Source organism: Burkholderia sp. MSMB2157WGS, from assembly GCF_001532755.1.
In the GTDB taxonomy this organism is placed as follows: Bacteria; Pseudomonadota; Gammaproteobacteria; order Burkholderiales; family Burkholderiaceae; genus Burkholderia.
In genome coordinates this window covers 434,000-451,435 of sequence record NZ_LPJG01000030.1, presented here as the reverse complement: position 1 = coordinate 451,435, position 17,436 = coordinate 434,000, and the positions used below count along the sequence as shown (strand labels likewise).

The window sequence follows — 17,436 nt, the reverse complement described above, 5'->3', positions numbered from 1 at the left end:
GGCCGATCGGGCGTCGCGCGCCCGCGGTCCTGCGCGTCACCGGGCAGGAGGTTCGACATGGACACCATCATCGCGGGCCGTTTCTCACGGCTCGAGCAAGCGGAACGCTGCGCGGAGCAGTTGCGCGGCCACGCCATGCATCGGGACGACGTGAAGGTCTTCTTTCTCAATCCGCCCGGACAGCACGCGCTGTTCTGGCTCGGCGGCGACGTCTATGCGGACTCCGCCGCGCGGCCGGGCGGCATCGGCGCGCTGGAAGGCGTGGCCATCGGCGCGATCGTCGGGCTCGCCGGGGCCGCGCTGCTCTATCTGGGCGGCCTTCATTCCCCGCTCGCGTGGATCGGCGTGCCGCTCGTCGGCGGGTACGTCGGCGCGTTGTGCGGCGCGCTCGGCCGGATGCGCGGCGATGCGCCGGAGGGGCATGGCGCGCTGAAGCAATGCGAAAACGGCGTCGTGCTGGCCGCGCACGTGACGCGGCGCACGATCGCGTTCGCGGAGCGGACGATGCTCGCCGCCGGCGCGCTATCGGTGGAGCGCACCGAGGGCGCGTGGCACAACGGCGAGTGGACCGATTTCTTCACGTCGGCCCATCGTCCCGCGTGACGGTCCGCCCCGTTGCCCGATACGGAGGCCGGATGACGAAACCGAACCGGATGAAGCAACGCGGGCGCCGCTCGGCGGCAATCGTCCTGACTGCCGCCGTGGGCGCGCTGACGTTCGCGCTCGCGCGTGCGCAGGCGCCGCCTGCTTCGTCCGCGCAGGTCGCGCCGGGCGTCGTGCGCCCCGGTCCGACCGCCGACGAGGCCGGCATGACCCAGCGGCCGATCGGCATCGACGCCGAGTTCGTCGACAAGGCAGGCATGATCGGCAAGGTGGAACGGCAGGCCGGCCAGCTCGCGCTCGATCGCTCGTCGAACGCGCAGGTGAAGGCCTTCGCCCGCCGGATGGTCGACGACCATGCGCGTATCGCGGACGAATTGCGGCACATCGGCGCGCAAAAGGGCGTACCGGTCCAGACGCGAATGCTCGTCGATCCGGCGGTGACGGCATTGCGCGCGAAGAACGGGTCCGCGTTCGATACGGCGTACGTCGCGTTGGCGGGGCCTCGCGCACACGAGGCGGCGGTCCGGCTTTACGAGACCGAAGCGAAAGACGGTCGCGACCCGCAGCTTCGCGCATTCGCGGCCCGCACGCTGCCGACGCTGAACGCGCACCTGGGCGCCGCGCGGCAACTCGCGAAGACGGTAGCCGCCGCGCAGTGAACCGCTTGCCGGCCGGCAGGCTTCAGTGCTGCCGCGTGCCGTCTTCGGGGCCGCCCGGCGACGCCTCGTACGGCGGCGAATCGAGCGCCGTTTCGCCTTCCTCGATCAGCCAGTACGGCGAACGGCCGTAGTACGCATGCAGCGCTTCGGCCCATTCGGGGTCGGCCATCGCCGGCCACCGGCTCTTGTCGAAGCCGGGCGCCTCGCGCACACGCGCCGTGTCGACCGGCAGCACGAAGCATTCGCGCTCGGCATCGAGGACCAGCGCGTTCCACGGCACCGCGAGCAGCTTGTCGCCGATCCCGAGCAGGCCGCCCGACGACACGACCGCGTATGCGATCCGTCCGGCGCGCACGTCGAGCATGATGTGAGCGACCTTGCCGATGTCGGCGCCGTCCAGCGTCAGCACGCGATCGCCTTCGAGCGTGCGGGCGGCCATCACGTCGGGCCCCGGGCCGCCGACGGCCGTATGCGGCTTCGTGCCGACGATGCGCGCGGCGTCGCGCGACGGTTTGTCCGTTGTCATCGAAAACCTCCTGATCGAAGCGGCAACGCGGCCCGCGCGCAAGTTCGTTGCGCAGGCATTGCGCCGGGGCGGCAGGCCGCGCGGGATGATGGATGGGAACGCCGGTCAGCGGCGGCGCGGCAGCGATACGTCCTCGAGCGTGTTGGCCAGCTCGTCGCGCGCCGGGCCGCCCGCGCGCGTCGCGATGTCGCCGAGCGACACCATGCCGACCAGTTTCAGATGGCGGTCGAGCACCGGCAAGCGGTGCAACTGCACGTCGGCCATCCGCTGCTGGACATCGCCGACGCCGTCGTCCTCGACGCACCATTGCACGGGTCTGGACGCAACCGCCTGCACGGGCGTGTCGGGCGAATGACCGCGCGACAGCGCCCGCACCGCCAGGTCGCGATCGGTCACGATCGCGACGAGTTCGGCGCCGTCGCAAACGGGCAGCACGCCGATGTCGAAGCGCTGCATCAATTCGGCGGCATGGCGAATCGTGTCGGTCGGCGCGACGCACACTACGTCGCGCGACATGATCTCGTTGACGCGATACATGGACGTCTCCTTCGTGAGCGGGGACGACGCGGGAGCACCGCGCGTGCCGCGCGACGCGCACACGTGGGGCCCCAAGGCCTCTTCACGCTGATGACGGGCTTGCGCCGGATAGCCGACGACGGAGAAATTTGCCAGCCTGCTTGTACATCTTCCACGGCGACAGCCGCGGCCGTCGGCGCGGGACGTCAGTGGCCGATGCCCGTCATCGTGACGATTGCGAGGACCACCGCGCTTTCGATCGCGGCCAGCGCCGCGACGCCGGCCGCGCCGCTTACTTCATGCCATCTGCGTTCAAGGACTTTCATCGATCGCTCCTGAGTGGGCCGGCGCGCGGGTGCGCTGTCACGCAGCGCGTGCCGGGTGCCGCCGTCAGCCGTGATCGCGGGGCGGGGAAGGGACGTGCGGCGCGCGCCGTTCGCGCTCGCCGGACGGCTTGGCGGGGTCGATACGCGTCGCACCACCGACGGCGGGCGGATCGCTGGCCGGGAACGTCTCCTCGAGCCCTTCGTCGATACGCTCCTCCGTCCTGTCTTCGGACGGCGGACGCGACGTGGCGAGCCGGAGCAGTCCGGCAGCCGGTGACACGGCGTCGCGGCGGCCGGGGTCGTGAACGGTCATGGTCGAACCTCCTTGTCGATGAGAAGGCGCAAGCGCCGTACCCGCGACGGCCGCGGCACGGCGCTTGCAAGCCGCGAGAACCGGCCGGGCATGCGGGTACGACGCGCACGGGGCCGGTATGGACGAGAGGACATCGTGATGAATGCAGCCAAAGAAAGGATACGTTACGACGCGAACGTATGCGGCGGCGATTTCGGCCACGTGCGCGAGCGTTTCGACACGTGGAAGCGCGAATCGCGGGTCTATCGGCCGGAGCGGCGCATGTTCGACGGCAAGGACGAAGTACGCGAGCTGAACGACACCGTCTACGACGGCCCGGAGCGCGCGCAGCAGGCGCTCGTCGCGCAATGCGAACCGTCCGATCCGTTCGCGCTTGCCGTGCAACTGCGTGCCGAGGGGCGCACGATGTGGCTCGTCATGGCCGCCTACGACGACTGAATCCCACGGCCACGGGGCGCGGCGCGACAGCGGGCACGACGCTTGCGGGGGCTCGCTTCGCCATCGACATGCGCGCGCCGTCGCGCAGGAGTGACATGAATACGCCATCCATGCTGCACCGCCCCGAACCGACGACACCCGACGTCGATCCGGATCCGCCGCCGCCCGGGCACGACGACCCGGTCGACCCGCCCGTGCCCGACGGGCTGCCGCAAGGCGATCCGCCGTCGAACCCGCCGCCGATGCGGACGCCGGACGGGGGCAGTGTGCCACCACCGGCCGCGCGAACATTGAAAGGAGGACCGTCATGGACATTCACGTGCAATCGCCGGACAAGCGCGCGATCGCTCAGGTACTGGGCCGCTATTTCGAATCGCGTTCGCTGCACTATCACATCGAGGAATTGCCGGGCGGCGTGCTGCAGATCGGCTTTCGCGCCAGCGGCCGCCCGGTCGCCGTCACCGTTTCGTTCGACGATGCCGCGTACGACACCTATACGCACTGGGACGCGAGCCAGAAACAGCTGGCGCTCGGCCGGCTCGCGGACGGATTCTCGCGAATGATGTCGACGCGCAGCCCGGCCGCGCTCGCCGGCGACTATCACGTCGAGCGTTTCTGATTCCGCAATCATCCGCCGGCGCATGCCGGATCCCGGCAAAGTGCCCGTCCACAACGGGCGCTTTGCGTCCGCACGCGTGTCGCGTAGGATGTCCGTTAATTCAGCGCACACTACGTTCGCGCAGCGGGCTGCCGACTGTTGCAGCCGCTGAAGCGCGACGCGCTTTCCTTCAGGTTCGTTTCGTGCAGCCGACGGAGACCGCCTTGACCACTGTTGCTCGCCTGTTGCTGTCGCCCGGCGCACGCCGGTTCGTATCCGGCCTGTCGGCATGCGCGGCGCTGGCCGCCGGCGCGCGCGACGCGTCGGCCCAGACGCCTTCGCCGCTCGGCGAATGGCAGTACACGGCGGGTGTACCGCTCCAGAAACTCTTCGATCCGAATATTCCCACGTGGCAGGTGAGCGTCGGCGCCGCGATGACGCTGCAGCCGCGCTACGCGGGCTCCGACCGCTACCGCGTGATGGGCGGCCCGAATTTCGACATCCGCTATCGCGACCTGTTCTTCCTGTCGACCGGCGAGGGCCTCGGCGCGAACGTGCTGCGCGGGCCGAACTGGCGCGTGAGCCTGGCGGTCGGCTACGACCTCGGGCGCCGTTCGGCCGACGATCTCGGCCACCTGAACGGCCTCGACAACATCAACGCGGCACCCGTGATGAAGCTCGCCGCCGATTACGTGGTCTCGAAGGATTTCCCGCTCGTGCTGCGCGCGGACGTCCGGCGCAGCATTGGCGGGTCGAACGGCTGGACCGGCGATTTCTCCGCTTACATGCCGATGCCCGGCAGCAACGAACACTTCTTCTGGTTCGCGGGGCCGACCGTGTCGTTCGCCGACTCTCGCTACATGAACAGCTGGTTCGGCGTGAACCAGGGCGCGGCCGCGCGCTCGGGGCTGCCGGCCTACTCGTCGGGGGCCGGGATCAAGTCGGCCGGCCTCGGCGTGACGATGGTGTGGTTCGTGAACAAGCACTGGTTCGTCACGATGGACGGCGCGATCGAGCAGCTCGTCGGCCGCGCGGCGCGCAGCCCGATCACGCAGCAGTCGACCAACGGCGTGTTCGACATGTCGGTGAATTACCAGTTCTGACCGAAGCCGGATAGCGGGAGGGCGGTGCCGGGTGCGGCATCGCCCGTCATATTTGATATGATTGCGACCTGTACAAATGTACAGTGATCGATCCCCGTGACGCCTGCCTCGCCGACGCCTCCGGCGTTTTACTACCTGACCAATTTCGAACGCGCGCTGGCCTGGCTCGGCGAGCGTTACGACGACCTGTTCGACGCGCACGAGCACGCGTTCGTCCGGCAGTTCGCGACGCTGCCGCAGGCGTCGCGGGCGCTGCTCGTGCGGATGCTGATGCGCAACGGGTCCGATTTCCGCGCGAGCAAGCTCGTGTACGACGAGATCGGCTGCACGCTCGACGCCGCCGCGCCGCTCGTCGCCGTCGGCTGGGTCGATCCGGCGCCGCCGCTCACGCTCGACGAGCTGTTCGCGCTGTCGACCAAGGCCGAGCTGATGCGCATCTTTCCGTCGCTCGCCGCGCATGCGGGCGAACGCAAGGCCGACTGGCTCGACCGGCTGCGCCCCGCGCACGACGTCGCGCAACCGCTCGACGCGTGGTGCGCACAGGCCGACGACCGCGTACTGCGCGTGACGGTCGGCGCCCTGTGCGACCGGCTGCGGCTGATGTTCTTCGGCAATCTGCATCAGGACTGGAGCGAATTCGTGCTCGCCGATCTCGGCGTGTTTCAGTACGAAAGCGTGCCGATCGCGCCGTCGTCGCGCGCGTTCCAGCAGCGTGACGACGTCGACGCGTATCTCGCGCTGCAGATGTGCCGCGACGCGCTCGATGCATGGCCCGACGATCTGCCGTTCGACGACCTGATCCGCGCGCTGGACGCCGTCGGCTGTGCGCAGCCGTGGCTCGAGACGCGCCGCGCGAAGCTGCTGTTCGCGCTCGGCCAGGCGTGCGAGCGCCGTGCCGACTGGGGCACCGCCCTCGACGCGTATACCCGCAGCGCGTGGCCCGGCAGCCGCCACCGGCGCATCCGCGTGCTCGAACGCTGCGGACGCGACGACGACGCGCTCGCGCTGGCGCTCGACGCGCGCGGCGGTTTCGAGAGCGACGAGGAACGTCAGCGCGTCGAGCGCATGCTGCCGCGCCTGCAGCGCCGGGCCGGCCAGCGGGTCGAACGCGCGGCCGCCGCCGCCGACGTGCCGCGCGAGACGCTCGTGCTGGCGCGTCCCGACGCATCCGTCAGCGTCGAATTCGCCGTGCGCGATCATCTCGCGCAGCCGGCTTCGCCGGTCCACTACGTCGAAAACACGCTGATCAATTCGCTGTTCGGGCTGCTGTGCTGGGAGCCCGTGTTCGCGGCCGTGCCCGGTGCGTTCTTTCACCCGTTCCAGCGCGGCCCGGCCGATCTGCACGCGCCCGATTTCGCCGTGCGCCGCGCGGCGGCCTTCGATGCATGCTTCGCGCAGCTCGATTCGGGCGCGTACCGCGACACGATCCGCCGGCATTTCGCGACGAAGGCCGGGCTGCAATCGCCGTTCGTGTTCTGGGGCGTGCTGACCGACACGCTGCTCGACGAAGCGCTCGCCTGCCTGCCGCCCGAGCATCTGCGGCTATGGTTCACGCGCCTGCTCGCGGATATCCGCAGCAACCGGTCAGGCCTGCCCGATCTCGTCCGCTTCTGGCCCGACGAACGCCGCTACGAGCTGATCGAGGTGAAGGGCCCCGGCGATCGGCTGCAGGACAACCAGACACGCTGGCTCGCCTACTGCATCGCGCACCGCATGCCGGTGCGCGTCGTCGACGTCGAGTGGGCCGTCGGGGCCGCCGCGCACGCCGAAGCGGCGGGGTTGTCCGCATGAGCTACGTCGTCGCGGTGCGGGCCATGTGCGAATTCACCGCGCGGCGCGGCGATCTCGACCTGCGCTTCACGCCCGCGCCGACCGCGCTCGAAGGCATCGCCGGCCACGGCGCGGTCACGTCGAAGCGCGGCGCGCGCTACGAAACCGAGATCGCGCTGACGGGCACGTGGGGCACGCTCACCGTGCGCGGCCGCGCGGACGGCTACGATCCGGTGGCGAACCGGCTCGAGGAAATCAAGACCTATCGCGGCAGCCTCGACGCGATGCCGGCCAACCATCGTGCGCTGCACTGGGCGCAGGCCAAGGTCTATGCGCACCTGATGTGCGATGCGCGCGATCTGAAGGAAATCGACGTCGCGCTCGTGTATTTCGACATCGTGTCCGAGCGCGAGACCGTGCTGACGGAAACGCTGGATGCCGGCACGCTCGCGACGTTCTTCGCCGAGCAGTGCGCGTGCTTCGTCGGCTGGGCCGAACGCGAGACGGCCCATCGCGCCGCCCGCGACGCGGCGCTGCGCGCGCTCGCGTTTCCGCACGCGCAGTTCCGCAGCGGCCAGCGCGAGCTGGCGGTGGCCGTCTATCGCGCGGCGCGCGACGAACGCTGCCTGATGGCGCAGGCGCCGACCGGCATCGGCAAGACGCTCGGCACCGTGTTCCCGCTGCTGAAGGCCTGCGGCGAGGGCGAGCTCGACCACGTGTTTTTCCTGACCGCGAAAACGCCCGGCCGCGCGCTCGCGCTCGAAGCGGCGACGACGCTCGGCGCCGGCACGCCCGCGCTGCCGCTGCGCGTGCTGGAACTCGTCGCGCGCGACAAGGCGTGCGAGCATCCGGACAACGCGTGTCATGGCGAATCGTGCCCGCTCGCGAAAGGGTTCTACGACCGGCTGCCGGCCGCGCGCGACGCGGCGATCGAGGCCGGGCTGCTCGATCGCGATGCCGTGCGCGCCGCGGCGCTCGCGCACGACGTCTGTCCGTACTACCTGGCGCAGGAGCTCGCGCGCTGGTCGGACATGGTGATCGGCGACTACAACTACTACTACGACGGCAGCGCGATGCTGCACACGCTCGCGCAGCAGAACCAGTGGCGCGTCGGCGTGCTCGTCGACGAAGCGCACAACCTGCTCGACCGCGCCCGCAAGATGTACAGCGCGTCGCTCGATCCGTTCGCGTTCACGGCCGCGCGCGGAGCCGCGCCCGCGGCGCTGCGCAAGGCATTCGACCGGCTCGCCCGTGCGTGGGGTACGCTCAATCGCGCGCAGGCCGAGCGCTATGCGGCCTATCCCGACGTACCGGGCCCGATCGTGTCGGCCGTGCAAAACCTCGTCGCGGCGATCGGCGAACACCTGACCGACGCGCCGCGCGCGAACGGCGACGCGCTGCTGCGCTTTCATTTCGAGGCGATCCAGTTCGGCGTGCTGGCCGAAGCGTTCGACAGCGCATCGATCTTCGACGCGACGCTGCATGGCGAACCGATCCCGCGGCAGCCCGCGCTCGACGGCGTCGCGACGGCCGGCCGCCGGCGCCGCGTCCAGTCGACGCTGTGCGTGCGCAACGTGATCCCGGCCGGTTTCCTGGCGCCGCGCTACGAAGCCGCGCGCGCAACCGTGCTGTTCTCGGGCACGCTGAGCCCGTTCCATTTCTACCGCGACACGCTCGGGCTACCCGGCGATACGGGCTGGCTCGACGTCGATGGGCCGTTCCGCGCCGAGCAACTGACGGTGCGCGTCGCGAGCCACGTATCGACGCGCTGGCGCGACCGCGATCGCTCGCTCGAGCCGATCGCCGACCTGATCGCCGCGCAATACACGGCCCGGCCCGGCAACTATCTCGGCTTCCTGAGCAGCTTCGACTACCTCGGGCGCGTGGTCGCGCTGATGCAGACGCGCCATCCGGACGTCCCCGTGTGGGCGCAAGCGCCCGGTATGGCCGAAAGCGAGCGCGACGCGTTTCTCGCGCGCTTCGACGCGGCCGGCCGCGGCGTCGGTTTCGCGGTGCTGGGCGGGGCTTTCTCGGAAGGCGTCGACCTGGTCGGCGAGCGGCTGATCGGCGCGTTCATCGCGACGCTCGGATTGCCGCAGGTCAACGACGTCAACGAGCAGATGCGGCGCGCGATGGATGCGCGCTTCGGCAACGGTTACGACTACATGTACCTGTACCCGGGGCTGCAGAAGGTCGTGCAGGCAGCCGGGCGCGTGATCCGGACCGAGCATGACGAGGGCGTCGTGCATCTGATCGACGACCGTTACCGGCGGCGCGAAGTGCGCAATCTGTTGCCGCGGTGGTGGCGGATCGGGTGACGGCGGCGACGCCGGTCGCTACAGCACGTTGAGCATCGCGAGCGCCGCTTCCTGCAGATGCGGCAGCACGCGCCTCACGGCCGCGTCGCTCGTCTCCGCGCCGATCGGCATGTTCGTGCTCAGCGCGGCGACGACTTCGCCGTGACGGTTCTTCAGCGGCACCGCGATCCCGCGCACGCCGACCTGCAACTGCTGCTCGATCGCCGCGTAGCCGGCGTCGCGCGCCTGGTCGACCTGTTCGAGCAGCCGCGCCTTGTTGGTGATCGTGTGCGGCGTGAACGGCGGCAACTCGGTCTCGTCGAGCCACGCGCGCACGGCCTCGCGATCGGGATGATGGGCGAGCAGCACGACACCGGGCGACGTCAGCGGCGCCGGCACGCGTGCGCCGAGCACGAAGCCCGTCGTCATCACGCGCGACACGCCGTTGCGGGCGATGAACACGAGTTCCCAGCCGTCGAGCACGCTGACGTACGCCGATTCGTTCAGCGACGCGCTCAGTTGCTGCAGATAAGGCTGGACCGTGCGCGGCAGCCGCGCTGAATCGAAGTACGACCAGCCGACCCGCAGCACGCGCGGCGTGAGGCCGTACAGCTTGCCGTCGGTGTACACGTAGCCGAGCGACTCGAGCGTCAGCAGGTAGCGCCGCGCGGCCGTGCGCGTGAGGCCGGTGCGCGCGGCGGCCTGCGTGGGCGTCATGCGCGCGTGCTGGCTGTCGAACGCCTCCAGGATCATCAGGCCTTTTTCGAGGCCGGCAATCCAGTCGCGTCGGTCGAGATCGGGCTTTTTTGTCATCACGGGCGGGCAGTGGCGCGCGATGTTCGCGCGGGAGTGGGCGATTATCGCGCGAGTGGCGAGGCACTGCGACATGCTTGGTATGCGGACTACATCATTCGGCCAGCTTGCGGACTTGCACCATGGATATACAATCGATCGCGTATATCTATGGGGGCTCATATGCAAGTCGCAAAATGGGGCAATAGCCTGGCAGTTCGCCTTCCGGCCAGTGTGGTTGACGCACTGGAACTCCGCGAAGGCGACGATATCGAGATTGTGGTCGACAGTCCCCGGGTTTTCGCGGTGAGCCGCAAGCCGAGGCCCGACGAGCTTCTGGAGCGGCTGCGGCGCTTCAGGGGCAAATTGCCCGCCGATTTCAAGTTCAGCCGGGACGATGCGAATGAGCAGGATTGAGACGGAGAAGTCGTTCGTCGACAGCAATGTCGTGCTTTATCTGCTGTCCGACGACGAAACCAAGGCAAATCGTGCGGAAGCGCTGTTCCTGCGGCGGCCAACCCTCAGCGTCCAGGTATTGAACGAGGTCGCCAGTGTCTGCAACCGCAAACTGCGGATGCCGTGGCGCGAGGTCGGGGAGTTTCTGGAGCCGATCAGGCGTTTGTGCCATGTCGTGCCGCTCACCGTCGATGCGCACGACCTCGCGCGGCGGCTGGCGGAGTGGCATCGGCTGTCCTTCTACGACGCATGCATCGTGGCCACTGCTTCGATCGAGGGGTGCGAGTATCTGTACACCGAAGACATGCACGACGGCTTGCAAGTGGACGGCGGTCCGGTATTGCGCAATCCGTTTGCTTGAGGACGGACGAACCGGAAAAATGGGGAAGCGGATGCGACACGACCGTTACGCGCGCCGCATCCGTCGTGGCCTTACTCGCTGCTCGTCCACTCGACGTTCGCGCCGACCGAACGCAGGTTCTCGACGAAATGCGGATGCGCGCGGCGGATCGGCAGCGCGTTCATGATTTCCGAGCGGCCTTCGATGCTCGCCGCCACCATCAGCAGCGCGATCGCGACGCGGATGATGTACGGGCTCTCGACGCGCGCCGGCGTCAGTTGCAGTCCGCCGAACGTGATCAGCCGGTGCGGGTCGGACAACAACACGTGCGCGCCGAACTTCGACAGTTCGCCGGACCAGCCGAGCGCGCCGTCGTAGACCTTGTTCCAGAACATCGCGCTGCCTTCCGCGCGCACGCCGAGCGCGATGAAGATCGGCAGCAGGTCGACCGGCAGGTACGGCCACGGCGCGGCCTCGACCTTGGTCAGGATGTTCTGCGTGAACGGCCGGCGCACGCGCAGCGGGCCGTCGCGCTCCGCGCGCGACCAGCCGTCCCGGTGCGTGACGGTGACGCCGAATTTCGCGAAGGTGCGGTCGATCAGCGGGAAATGCTCGGGCGACGAATTGCGCACCGTGATGTCGCCGCCCGTGATCGCGCCGAGCGCAAGGAACGTCGCGATTTCATGGAAGTCCTCGGCGAAGCGGAACTCGCCGCCGCCGAGCTTGCCGCCGCCCGTCACGCAGAGCCGCGACGTGCCGATGCCCTCGATCGCGACGCCGATCATCGCGAGGAACTGGCAGAACTCCTGCACGTGCGGCTCGGAGGCCGCGTTCATCAGCGTCGACGTGCCGTTCGCGGCCGTCGCGCACAGCGCGAAGTTCTCGGTGGTCGTCACCGACGCGTAGTCGAGCCAGTGATCGTTGGCCGTCAGCGGCCCGTCGGTACGGACGATCAGCGAATCGGGCGTGCGCTCGATGTGTGCGCCGAAACGTTCGAACACCTCGACGTGCGGATCGATCTCGCGCACGCCGAGCGTGCAGCCTTTCACGTCGTTCTCGAGGCGTGCGACGCCGAAGCGCGCGAGCAGCGGCGGAATCAGCATGATCGACGAACGCATCGCCTCGGGCAGCCGGTGGATGGCCGGATCGAATTGCGTGTTGCGATGATGAAGCTCGAGCAGGCCCGTCGTGAAATCGACCGACACGTCGCTGCCGAGCGTGCGGAAGATGTCGAGGATCTTGCGCACGTCGGTGATGTCCGGCACGCCGACGAGGCGCAGCGGCTGATCGGTCAACAGGGTGGCGCACAGAATCGGCAGGACGGCGTTCTTGTTCGCGGACGGCTTGATGTCCCCGCGCAGCGGAGTGCCGCCGTGGACGATGAGATTCGACATGATATGGGGGCGTATCGGTGACTGACGTAGGCCCATATGATGCCATTGGTCGGCACGCGGCGTGGAGTGTTCGGAGGGGAAAAGGGGAATCGGGGTGCTCGATTGACCGTGTTTGACGTTGGACGCGGGTGTGATCGGCAATCCAACGGGGCGGTCGGCGCGGGAAAATGAAAACGGCCGGTTTCCATGATGAGGATCGGATCGGCCTCTTATCTCGTAAAATCGAGATCGGACTCCCGAATCCGACCTTCATGTCGACCCCAACACCTAAATCCTCCTTATCTGACGACGTTTCTGCGAATGCAGACGGCCGGCCATGGACGCGCGATGAACTCCGTTCGTCGGTCGACGAATATCTCAAAATGCTCGAGAGCGAGCGCGCGGGTCAGTCGTACGTCAAGAAAGCGGTGTACGAAAAGCTGGCCGCGCGATTCAATCGCACCGCAAAAGCGTTCGAGTATCGAATGCAGAACATTTCGTATGTGCTGGCGCTGATGGGCCGCCAATGGCTTCCCGGTCTCAAGCCAGCAAAGAACGTCGGCTCGAACGGCGCGTTGATCGAACAATTCATCAACGAACTAGAGCAGCGATCAGCCGCGCCGACCGTGAAATTCGAACTCGACGTACGCGACGCGTTGAAAAAGCCGCAGATCGTGCCGCCGCCGGGCAGCGCGAGCCCTGAGGTCACCCATGCAACCGTGACCCAGATTCGCCGCGATCCTTCGGTCAAGGCTTGGGTGTTGGCGCAAGCGAACGGCACCTGCGAATGCTGTCGCGAGCCTGCGCCCTTCAAAGGCGCGGACGGACTGCCGTATTTGGAGGTACATCATGTCCGTAAGCTGGCGGAGCGGGGGCCCGATCTCGTGTCGAACACGGTAGCCGTGTGCCCGAACTGCCACCGCGAACTGCATTACGGCGAGGGCGCCCAACAACTCGTCGAACGCCTCTACGCACGGTTGCCACGCCTCGTTCGCGCGTAACCGGTGCACTTGCCGGCCACGCGCTCATCACGTCATTGCGCCGCCCGCATCCGCGCGGCGACCGCCAGCGAGATCAGGCAGCCGAACGCCAGATAGCCGGCGACGAGGTGCCACGAACCGCCTGCGAGGCTGACGAGGCCGACCGCGATGAACGGCGTGAACCCGCCGCCTACGACGCTCGCGAACTGGTAGCCGACGCCCGCGCCGCTGTAGCGATATTCGGCGCCGAACAGCTCGGTGAACAGCGGCTGCTGGACGCTCACGACCATGTCGTGCGCGGCGTTCGCCAGCAGGATCGAGAAGATCACGATCCATGCGATCGATCGAGCTTCCAGCGCGACGAAGAACGGCACCGCGGATACGAGGCCGATCAGCGCGCCGATCAGGTAGATTCGGCGCAGGCCGTAGCGGTCGGCCAGCCATGCGAAGCAGGGGATCGTCACGCAGCTCACCGCGCCCACCAGCAGGCCGATGTTCAGGAACAGATCGCGCGACATGCCGAGGTTCGTCGTCGAATAGCTGAGCGCGAACGCGGTGACGATATACATCGTGAACAGTTCGGCGAGCCGCAGCGCGACGATCAGCAGGAACGCCTTGGGGTGGCGCGTCAGCGCCTCCAGCACCGGCAGGCGCAGTTTGCGGTTGCCGTGCTCGACCTTCTCGACGAACTCCTGCGATTCGTCCATGTTCTTGCGCACCCAGAGCCCGATCAGCACCAGCACGATGCTGAACACGAACGGCAGGCGCCAGCCCCACGACTTGAACGCGGCCTCGCCGAGCGTATGGCTCAGGATCGACACGATGCCGGTGGCCAGCACGAGACCGACGCCGTAGCCGACCTGCACGCCGCTGCTGTAGAACGCCTTCTTCTGCTTCGGCGCGCTCTCGACGGCCATCAGCGCCGCGCCGCCCCATTCGCCGCCGACCGCGAAACCCTGGATCGCGCGCATCAGCACCAGCAGCACGGGCGCCCACCAGCCGATCGTCGAGAACGTCGGCAGCAGGCCGATCGCGACCGTCGACAGCCCCATCAGCATCACGGTCAGCACGAGCATCCGCTTGCGGCCGAGCCGGTCGCCGTAGTGGCCGAACACGATGCCGCCCAGCGGCCGGAACAGGAAGCCGACGCCGAAGGTGGCGAACGCCGCGAGCGTGCCCATCGTCGGGCTGACTTTCGGGAAAAACTCGGAATTGAACACCAGCGCGGCGACGATCCCGTACAGCAGGAAGTCGTACCAGTCGACGACGGCGCCGACGAAGCTGCCGATCGCGGCCTTGCGGGCCTGGCTGCGCGCACGGGCGCCGGCGGCGGCGTCGAGGGTGTCGAAGGTGGGGGTCATGGCGATGTCTCCTGGCACGGCGCATCGTGGAATCGTGGCGGCGCCGCGTCCGATGCTGCATTGAAGTCGATGAGTGAACGGAGAATAGGGCGCGGGCCGCACGGCGACAATTGGCCAATCGGATAATGTGCGCGATTATCGTTCAATTCCGTGCGATTATCGAACGCTTTTCGGGTTTGCACTAGGCCGCGCGACGATATGCCGTTTGGCCGGGGTGTGCCGCAATGAACGATCTGGTTAAAATCTGCAGCATCGACAACTCGCCCGTTCGGGGCGGAGGCGAGGCCGCCGCATCGGCCGCGCATGCCGCACGCGACGGGCACAATCCCTCATCGACAGCATGCCCCCGGAGACTGGAATGCCCGGCAATTCCCACCCCTTGTCCAGCGATACGCCGCCCGTCGCCGATCCGGCCGCCAATCCGCTCGGGATGGCCGGCCTCGAATTCGTCGAATTCGCGGCGCCCGTGCCGGAAACGCTCGCGCAGCGCTTCGAGCAGTTCGGGTTCAAGGCGATCGCGCGGCACGTCAGCAAGAACGTCACGCTGTACCGGCAGGGGCAGATGCATTTCCTGATCAACGCCGAGCCCGATTCGTTCGCCGCGCGCTATGCGGAGGAATACGGGATGGGTGTCTGCGCGATCGGGTTGCGCGTGGCGAACGCGCGGCGCGCGTTCGAGCGCGCGATCCAGCTCGGGGCGTGGGCGTTCGAAGGCGAAAAGGTGGGCGTCGGCGAGCTGAGGATCCCGGCGATCCAGGGTATCGGCGATTCGCACCTGTATTTCGTCGACCGCTGGCGCGGTCGGGACGGCCAGCGCGGCGGCGTCGGCGACATCTCCATCTTCGACATCGATTTCCGGCCGATCGACATCGCGACCGCGCATACCGATCTCGATTGCGCGGGCGTCGGCCTGCAGCAGGTCGACCACTTCACGCAAACCGTCGGCGCGGGCCGCATGCAGGAGTGGCTGGATTTCTACCACGACCTGCTGCATTTTCGCGAGATCCACCAGATCGACGCGCACTGGCATGTGTCGGAGGAGTCGCGCGTGATGGTGTCGCCGTGCGGCGCGGTGCGGATTCCGGTCTACGAGGAAGGTACGCGGCGCACCGAGCTGATGCATGCGTACCTGCCCGACCATCCGGGCGAAGGCGTGCAGCACGTCGCGCTGGCTACCGACGACATCCTGGCGTGCGTCGATGCGTTGCGTGCGAACGGCGTCGAATTCATCGAGCCGCCCGTACGCTATTACGACGACGTCGACGCGCGGCTGCCTGGGCACGGTGTCGATCTCGACGCGCTGCGCCGTCGCGCGGTGCTGGTCGACGGCGAGATCGGCGACGACGGCGTGCCGAGGCTGTTCTTCCAGACCTTCGTCAAACGCCGCCCGGGCGAGATCTTCTTCGAGATCGTGCAGCGCAAGGGGCACCACGGGTTCGGCGAGGGCAACCTCGCGGCACTCGCCCGCGCGCGCGACGCCGGCTGAACGATCAGCCGCCGGCGGCCGGCAAGCGGTTCGGCGCGGGCGTTCGATGTCCGTATCCGCGGCGGCGTAGCCGCTTCGGTCCTGCCAGGGCCGCCCGTCGACGGAGGGTCGAAGTATTGCGGCGAAGACCGGCAGCCCGTCGCGGCCGGTCGATTTGTCACGCCGCGTCGGCCGCCGCGAATTTACGGCTTTGCCGACGCATGCCCGCGAATATCGCGTCTGCCACGTCCGCCGGAAAATCCGCCGGGATCTGCGCGGCGGCTTCGGCAATCGCGGGCTCCGTCCGTGCTGCGACGGCCGTCATCGCGGTCCGCACGTCGTCTTCGGTCAGGCCGACGCGCCGGCCCTGTGCGATCCAGTGGCGCGGCCGGATTTCCCCGATCACGTAGTGCCGGTTCTTCCCGCAGACGGCCATCGCCAGGCGCGCGCGGCTCGGCGGGATCTGATTGCGGCGCGTACCGATGATCGGATGCGCGGACAGCACGTCGTACAGCGGCGTGCTGCGATACGCATTGCCGGGCAGGTGCGCGATGCTGAAGTTCTTCGCGTGGCCGTCGATCGCCGCCAGCACCCAGAACACGAGCTGTGCGACGAAGAAATTCATCCGGTCGCGGGAAGCGTCGGCCGAATTCGCGAGGATGCCCATGATCGTCTCGATGCCGGGGCCGCCGTCCGTTTCGTATTTCGCTCCCGACGGCGTGCCGGTTGCCTGACACATGTCCTCCTGCGGCAGCCGCAGGATCCACGAGCCGTCGCGCGACGGGCGCCGGTCGAAGCGCTCGACGATCAGCGCCTTCTGATCGTCGAACCGGCCGATCTCGCACGGTGCGACCGGCAAGCCGTACGCGGCGACGATCTTCGAGCACAGCCATTCGTTTTCGACGGACGTGCGCATGTCGGCCTGCATGTTGCCGACGCGCCCGAGCGGCAGCTTGAAGATGTGGGTCGTCGGCGTGCTGCCCGACGGCCGCAGCCAGCGGTTGCGCCGACGCAGCAGCGCGGTCTTTTCCTGCGCGCCGGCAATCGACAGGCGCAGGTCGTCGTGCGGTTCCCCGCGGCCGGGCAGCGGCGCGGCGGTCGCGTGGCGCAGCACATCGGCAACGGCTGCGTCGTCGAGCGGCGTGCCTTCGATTCCGTTGAGATTGACCGGTGTCTCGTCGGGCGGCAGCATCTGGATCGCGCCGACGCAATCGCGGCCGATCGACGCGAGCAAGTCGAACGGCGCTGTCGACCGGAGCCGGTAACGCTGCGCGATGCGGCGGCGGATCGGCTCGCTGTCCGGCAGCAGATTGTCGAAGTAGTCGGCCACGATCGCGCCCTGGTGCGGCTGGTTGCCGGGCGTGAAGGGCAGCGACAACGACAGCGGCCGGCCCTGGGGATCGTCGAGCCAGTCCGGCAGGTAGACGAGACGCTCGACCCCGCGCCGGATTTCCCAGTAGCCGACAGGAATGCCGTTCATCCACAGGTCGAGCCGGTTGCTGCGGGCGCGTGCGACCATC

Annotated in this window: 18 protein-coding genes; 11 read left to right on the top strand and 7 right to left on the bottom strand. The window is 68.2% G+C overall.

Annotated elements, in window-relative coordinates; translation table 11 throughout:
- Positions 1 to 57 precede the first annotated feature (57 nt).
- Positions 58 to 603, top strand: coding sequence for a hypothetical protein (locus WT53_RS20595; RefSeq protein WP_034204843.1), 546 nt, complete (start codon positions 58 to 60; stop codon positions 601 to 603).
- Between the two features lie 32 nt (positions 604 to 635).
- Positions 636 to 1,262, top strand: coding sequence for a DUF4142 domain-containing protein (locus WT53_RS20590; RefSeq protein ID WP_034204842.1), 627 nt, complete (start codon positions 636 to 638; stop codon positions 1,260 to 1,262).
- Positions 1,263 to 1,284: 22 nt separating this feature from the next.
- Here WT53_RS20590 and WT53_RS20585 read toward each other — a convergent pair whose 3' ends face one another.
- The 3 genes from WT53_RS20585 to WT53_RS20575 form a co-directional block, all read right to left on the bottom strand.
- A complete protein-coding gene (locus WT53_RS20585; protein WP_034204841.1) occupies positions 1,285 to 1,788 on the bottom strand; it encodes a PRC-barrel domain-containing protein in 504 nt (167 codons plus the stop codon).
- Between the two features lie 105 nt (positions 1,789 to 1,893).
- On the bottom strand, positions 1,894 to 2,325 hold the full coding sequence (locus WT53_RS20580) for a CBS domain-containing protein (RefSeq protein ID WP_034204840.1): 432 nt from the start codon (positions 2,323 to 2,325) through the stop codon (positions 1,894 to 1,896).
- A gap of 369 nt (positions 2,326 to 2,694) precedes the next feature.
- Positions 2,695 to 2,943 carry a hypothetical protein gene (locus WT53_RS20575; RefSeq protein ID WP_034204839.1) on the bottom strand — a complete coding sequence of 83 codons (249 nt, stop codon included), beginning with the start codon at positions 2,941 to 2,943 and terminating at the stop codon, positions 2,695 to 2,697.
- A gap of 138 nt (positions 2,944 to 3,081) precedes the next feature.
- Between WT53_RS20575 and WT53_RS20570 the strand changes: the two genes are divergently transcribed.
- The 5 genes from WT53_RS20570 (at position 3,082) to WT53_RS20550 (ending at position 9,170) form a co-directional block, all read left to right on the top strand.
- Positions 3,082 to 3,381 carry a hypothetical protein gene (locus WT53_RS20570; RefSeq protein WP_034204838.1) on the top strand — a complete coding sequence of 100 codons (300 nt, stop codon included), beginning with the start codon at positions 3,082 to 3,084 and terminating at the stop codon, positions 3,379 to 3,381.
- A gap of 307 nt (positions 3,382 to 3,688) precedes the next feature.
- Complete coding sequence (locus WT53_RS20565; RefSeq protein ID WP_006479035.1) at positions 3,689 to 4,000, top strand: hypothetical protein; 312 nt, start codon at positions 3,689 to 3,691, stop codon at positions 3,998 to 4,000.
- 203 nt (positions 4,001 to 4,203) lie between these two features.
- Entirely contained in the window at positions 4,204 to 5,082 is an 879-nt protein-coding gene (locus WT53_RS20560) for a MipA/OmpV family protein (protein WP_034204837.1), read from the top strand.
- Positions 5,083 to 5,178: 96 nt separating this feature from the next.
- Positions 5,179 to 6,873, top strand: a complete 1,695-nt coding sequence (locus WT53_RS20555) for a VRR-NUC domain-containing protein (protein ID WP_034204836.1) — start codon at positions 5,179 to 5,181, stop codon at positions 6,871 to 6,873.
- The gene (locus WT53_RS20550; protein ID WP_034204835.1) at positions 6,870 to 9,170 is read left to right on the top strand and encodes an ATP-dependent DNA helicase; all 2,301 of its coding nucleotides are present in this window, start codon (positions 6,870 to 6,872) and stop codon (positions 9,168 to 9,170) included. Before WT53_RS20555 ends, WT53_RS20550 begins: the two co-directional genes overlap by 4 nt.
- Before the next feature lie 18 nt (positions 9,171 to 9,188).
- On the opposite strand, the gene WT53_RS20545 is transcribed toward WT53_RS20550, so the two are convergent.
- Positions 9,189 to 9,962: an IclR family transcriptional regulator C-terminal domain-containing protein gene (locus WT53_RS20545; protein WP_034204834.1), complete on the bottom strand. Its 774-nt coding sequence runs from the start codon at positions 9,960 to 9,962 to the stop codon at positions 9,189 to 9,191.
- A 162-nt stretch (positions 9,963 to 10,124) separates the two neighbouring features.
- On the opposite strand from WT53_RS20545, the gene WT53_RS20540 reads away from it, so the two are divergent.
- Together WT53_RS20540 and WT53_RS20535 are read left to right on the top strand one after the other, a co-directional pair.
- Complete coding sequence (locus tag WT53_RS20540) at positions 10,125 to 10,358, top strand: AbrB/MazE/SpoVT family DNA-binding domain-containing protein (RefSeq protein ID WP_027808267.1); 234 nt, start codon at positions 10,125 to 10,127, stop codon at positions 10,356 to 10,358.
- Positions 10,345 to 10,758: a PIN domain-containing protein gene (locus WT53_RS20535; protein ID WP_034204833.1), complete on the top strand. Its 414-nt coding sequence runs from the start codon at positions 10,345 to 10,347 to the stop codon at positions 10,756 to 10,758. Before WT53_RS20540 ends, WT53_RS20535 begins: the two co-directional genes overlap by 14 nt.
- Positions 10,759 to 10,829: 71 nt before the next feature.
- Here the strand turns inward: WT53_RS20535 and WT53_RS20530 are convergent, their stop codons facing one another.
- Positions 10,830 to 12,131 (bottom strand): UDP-N-acetylglucosamine 1-carboxyvinyltransferase, encoded by a 1,302-nt coding sequence (locus tag WT53_RS20530; protein ID WP_034204832.1) that lies wholly within the window; start codon positions 12,129 to 12,131, stop codon positions 10,830 to 10,832.
- A gap of 167 nt (positions 12,132 to 12,298) precedes the next feature.
- On the opposite strand from WT53_RS20530, the gene WT53_RS34370 reads away from it, so the two are divergent.
- Positions 12,299 to 13,111 (top strand): HNH endonuclease, encoded by an 813-nt coding sequence (locus WT53_RS34370; RefSeq protein ID WP_230624776.1) that lies wholly within the window; start codon positions 12,299 to 12,301, stop codon positions 13,109 to 13,111.
- Positions 13,112 to 13,143: 32 nt separating this feature from the next.
- On the opposite strand, the gene shiA is transcribed toward WT53_RS34370, so the two are convergent.
- Positions 13,144 to 14,451 carry a shikimate transporter gene (gene shiA, locus WT53_RS20520; RefSeq protein ID WP_034204830.1) on the bottom strand — a complete coding sequence of 436 codons (1,308 nt, stop codon included), beginning with the start codon at positions 14,449 to 14,451 and terminating at the stop codon, positions 13,144 to 13,146.
- A 358-nt stretch (positions 14,452 to 14,809) separates the two neighbouring features.
- On the opposite strand from shiA, the gene WT53_RS20515 reads away from it, so the two are divergent.
- A complete protein-coding gene (locus WT53_RS20515) occupies positions 14,810 to 15,937 on the top strand; it encodes a 4-hydroxyphenylpyruvate dioxygenase family protein (RefSeq protein WP_034204829.1) in 1,128 nt (375 codons plus the stop codon).
- A gap of 157 nt (positions 15,938 to 16,094) precedes the next feature.
- Here WT53_RS20515 and WT53_RS20510 read toward each other — a convergent pair whose 3' ends face one another.
- Positions 16,095 to 17,435 carry a type II toxin-antitoxin system HipA family toxin gene (locus tag WT53_RS20510; protein ID WP_034204828.1) on the bottom strand — a complete coding sequence of 447 codons (1,341 nt, stop codon included), beginning with the start codon at positions 17,433 to 17,435 and terminating at the stop codon, positions 16,095 to 16,097.
- Between the last annotated feature and the right edge of the window lies 1 nt (position 17,436).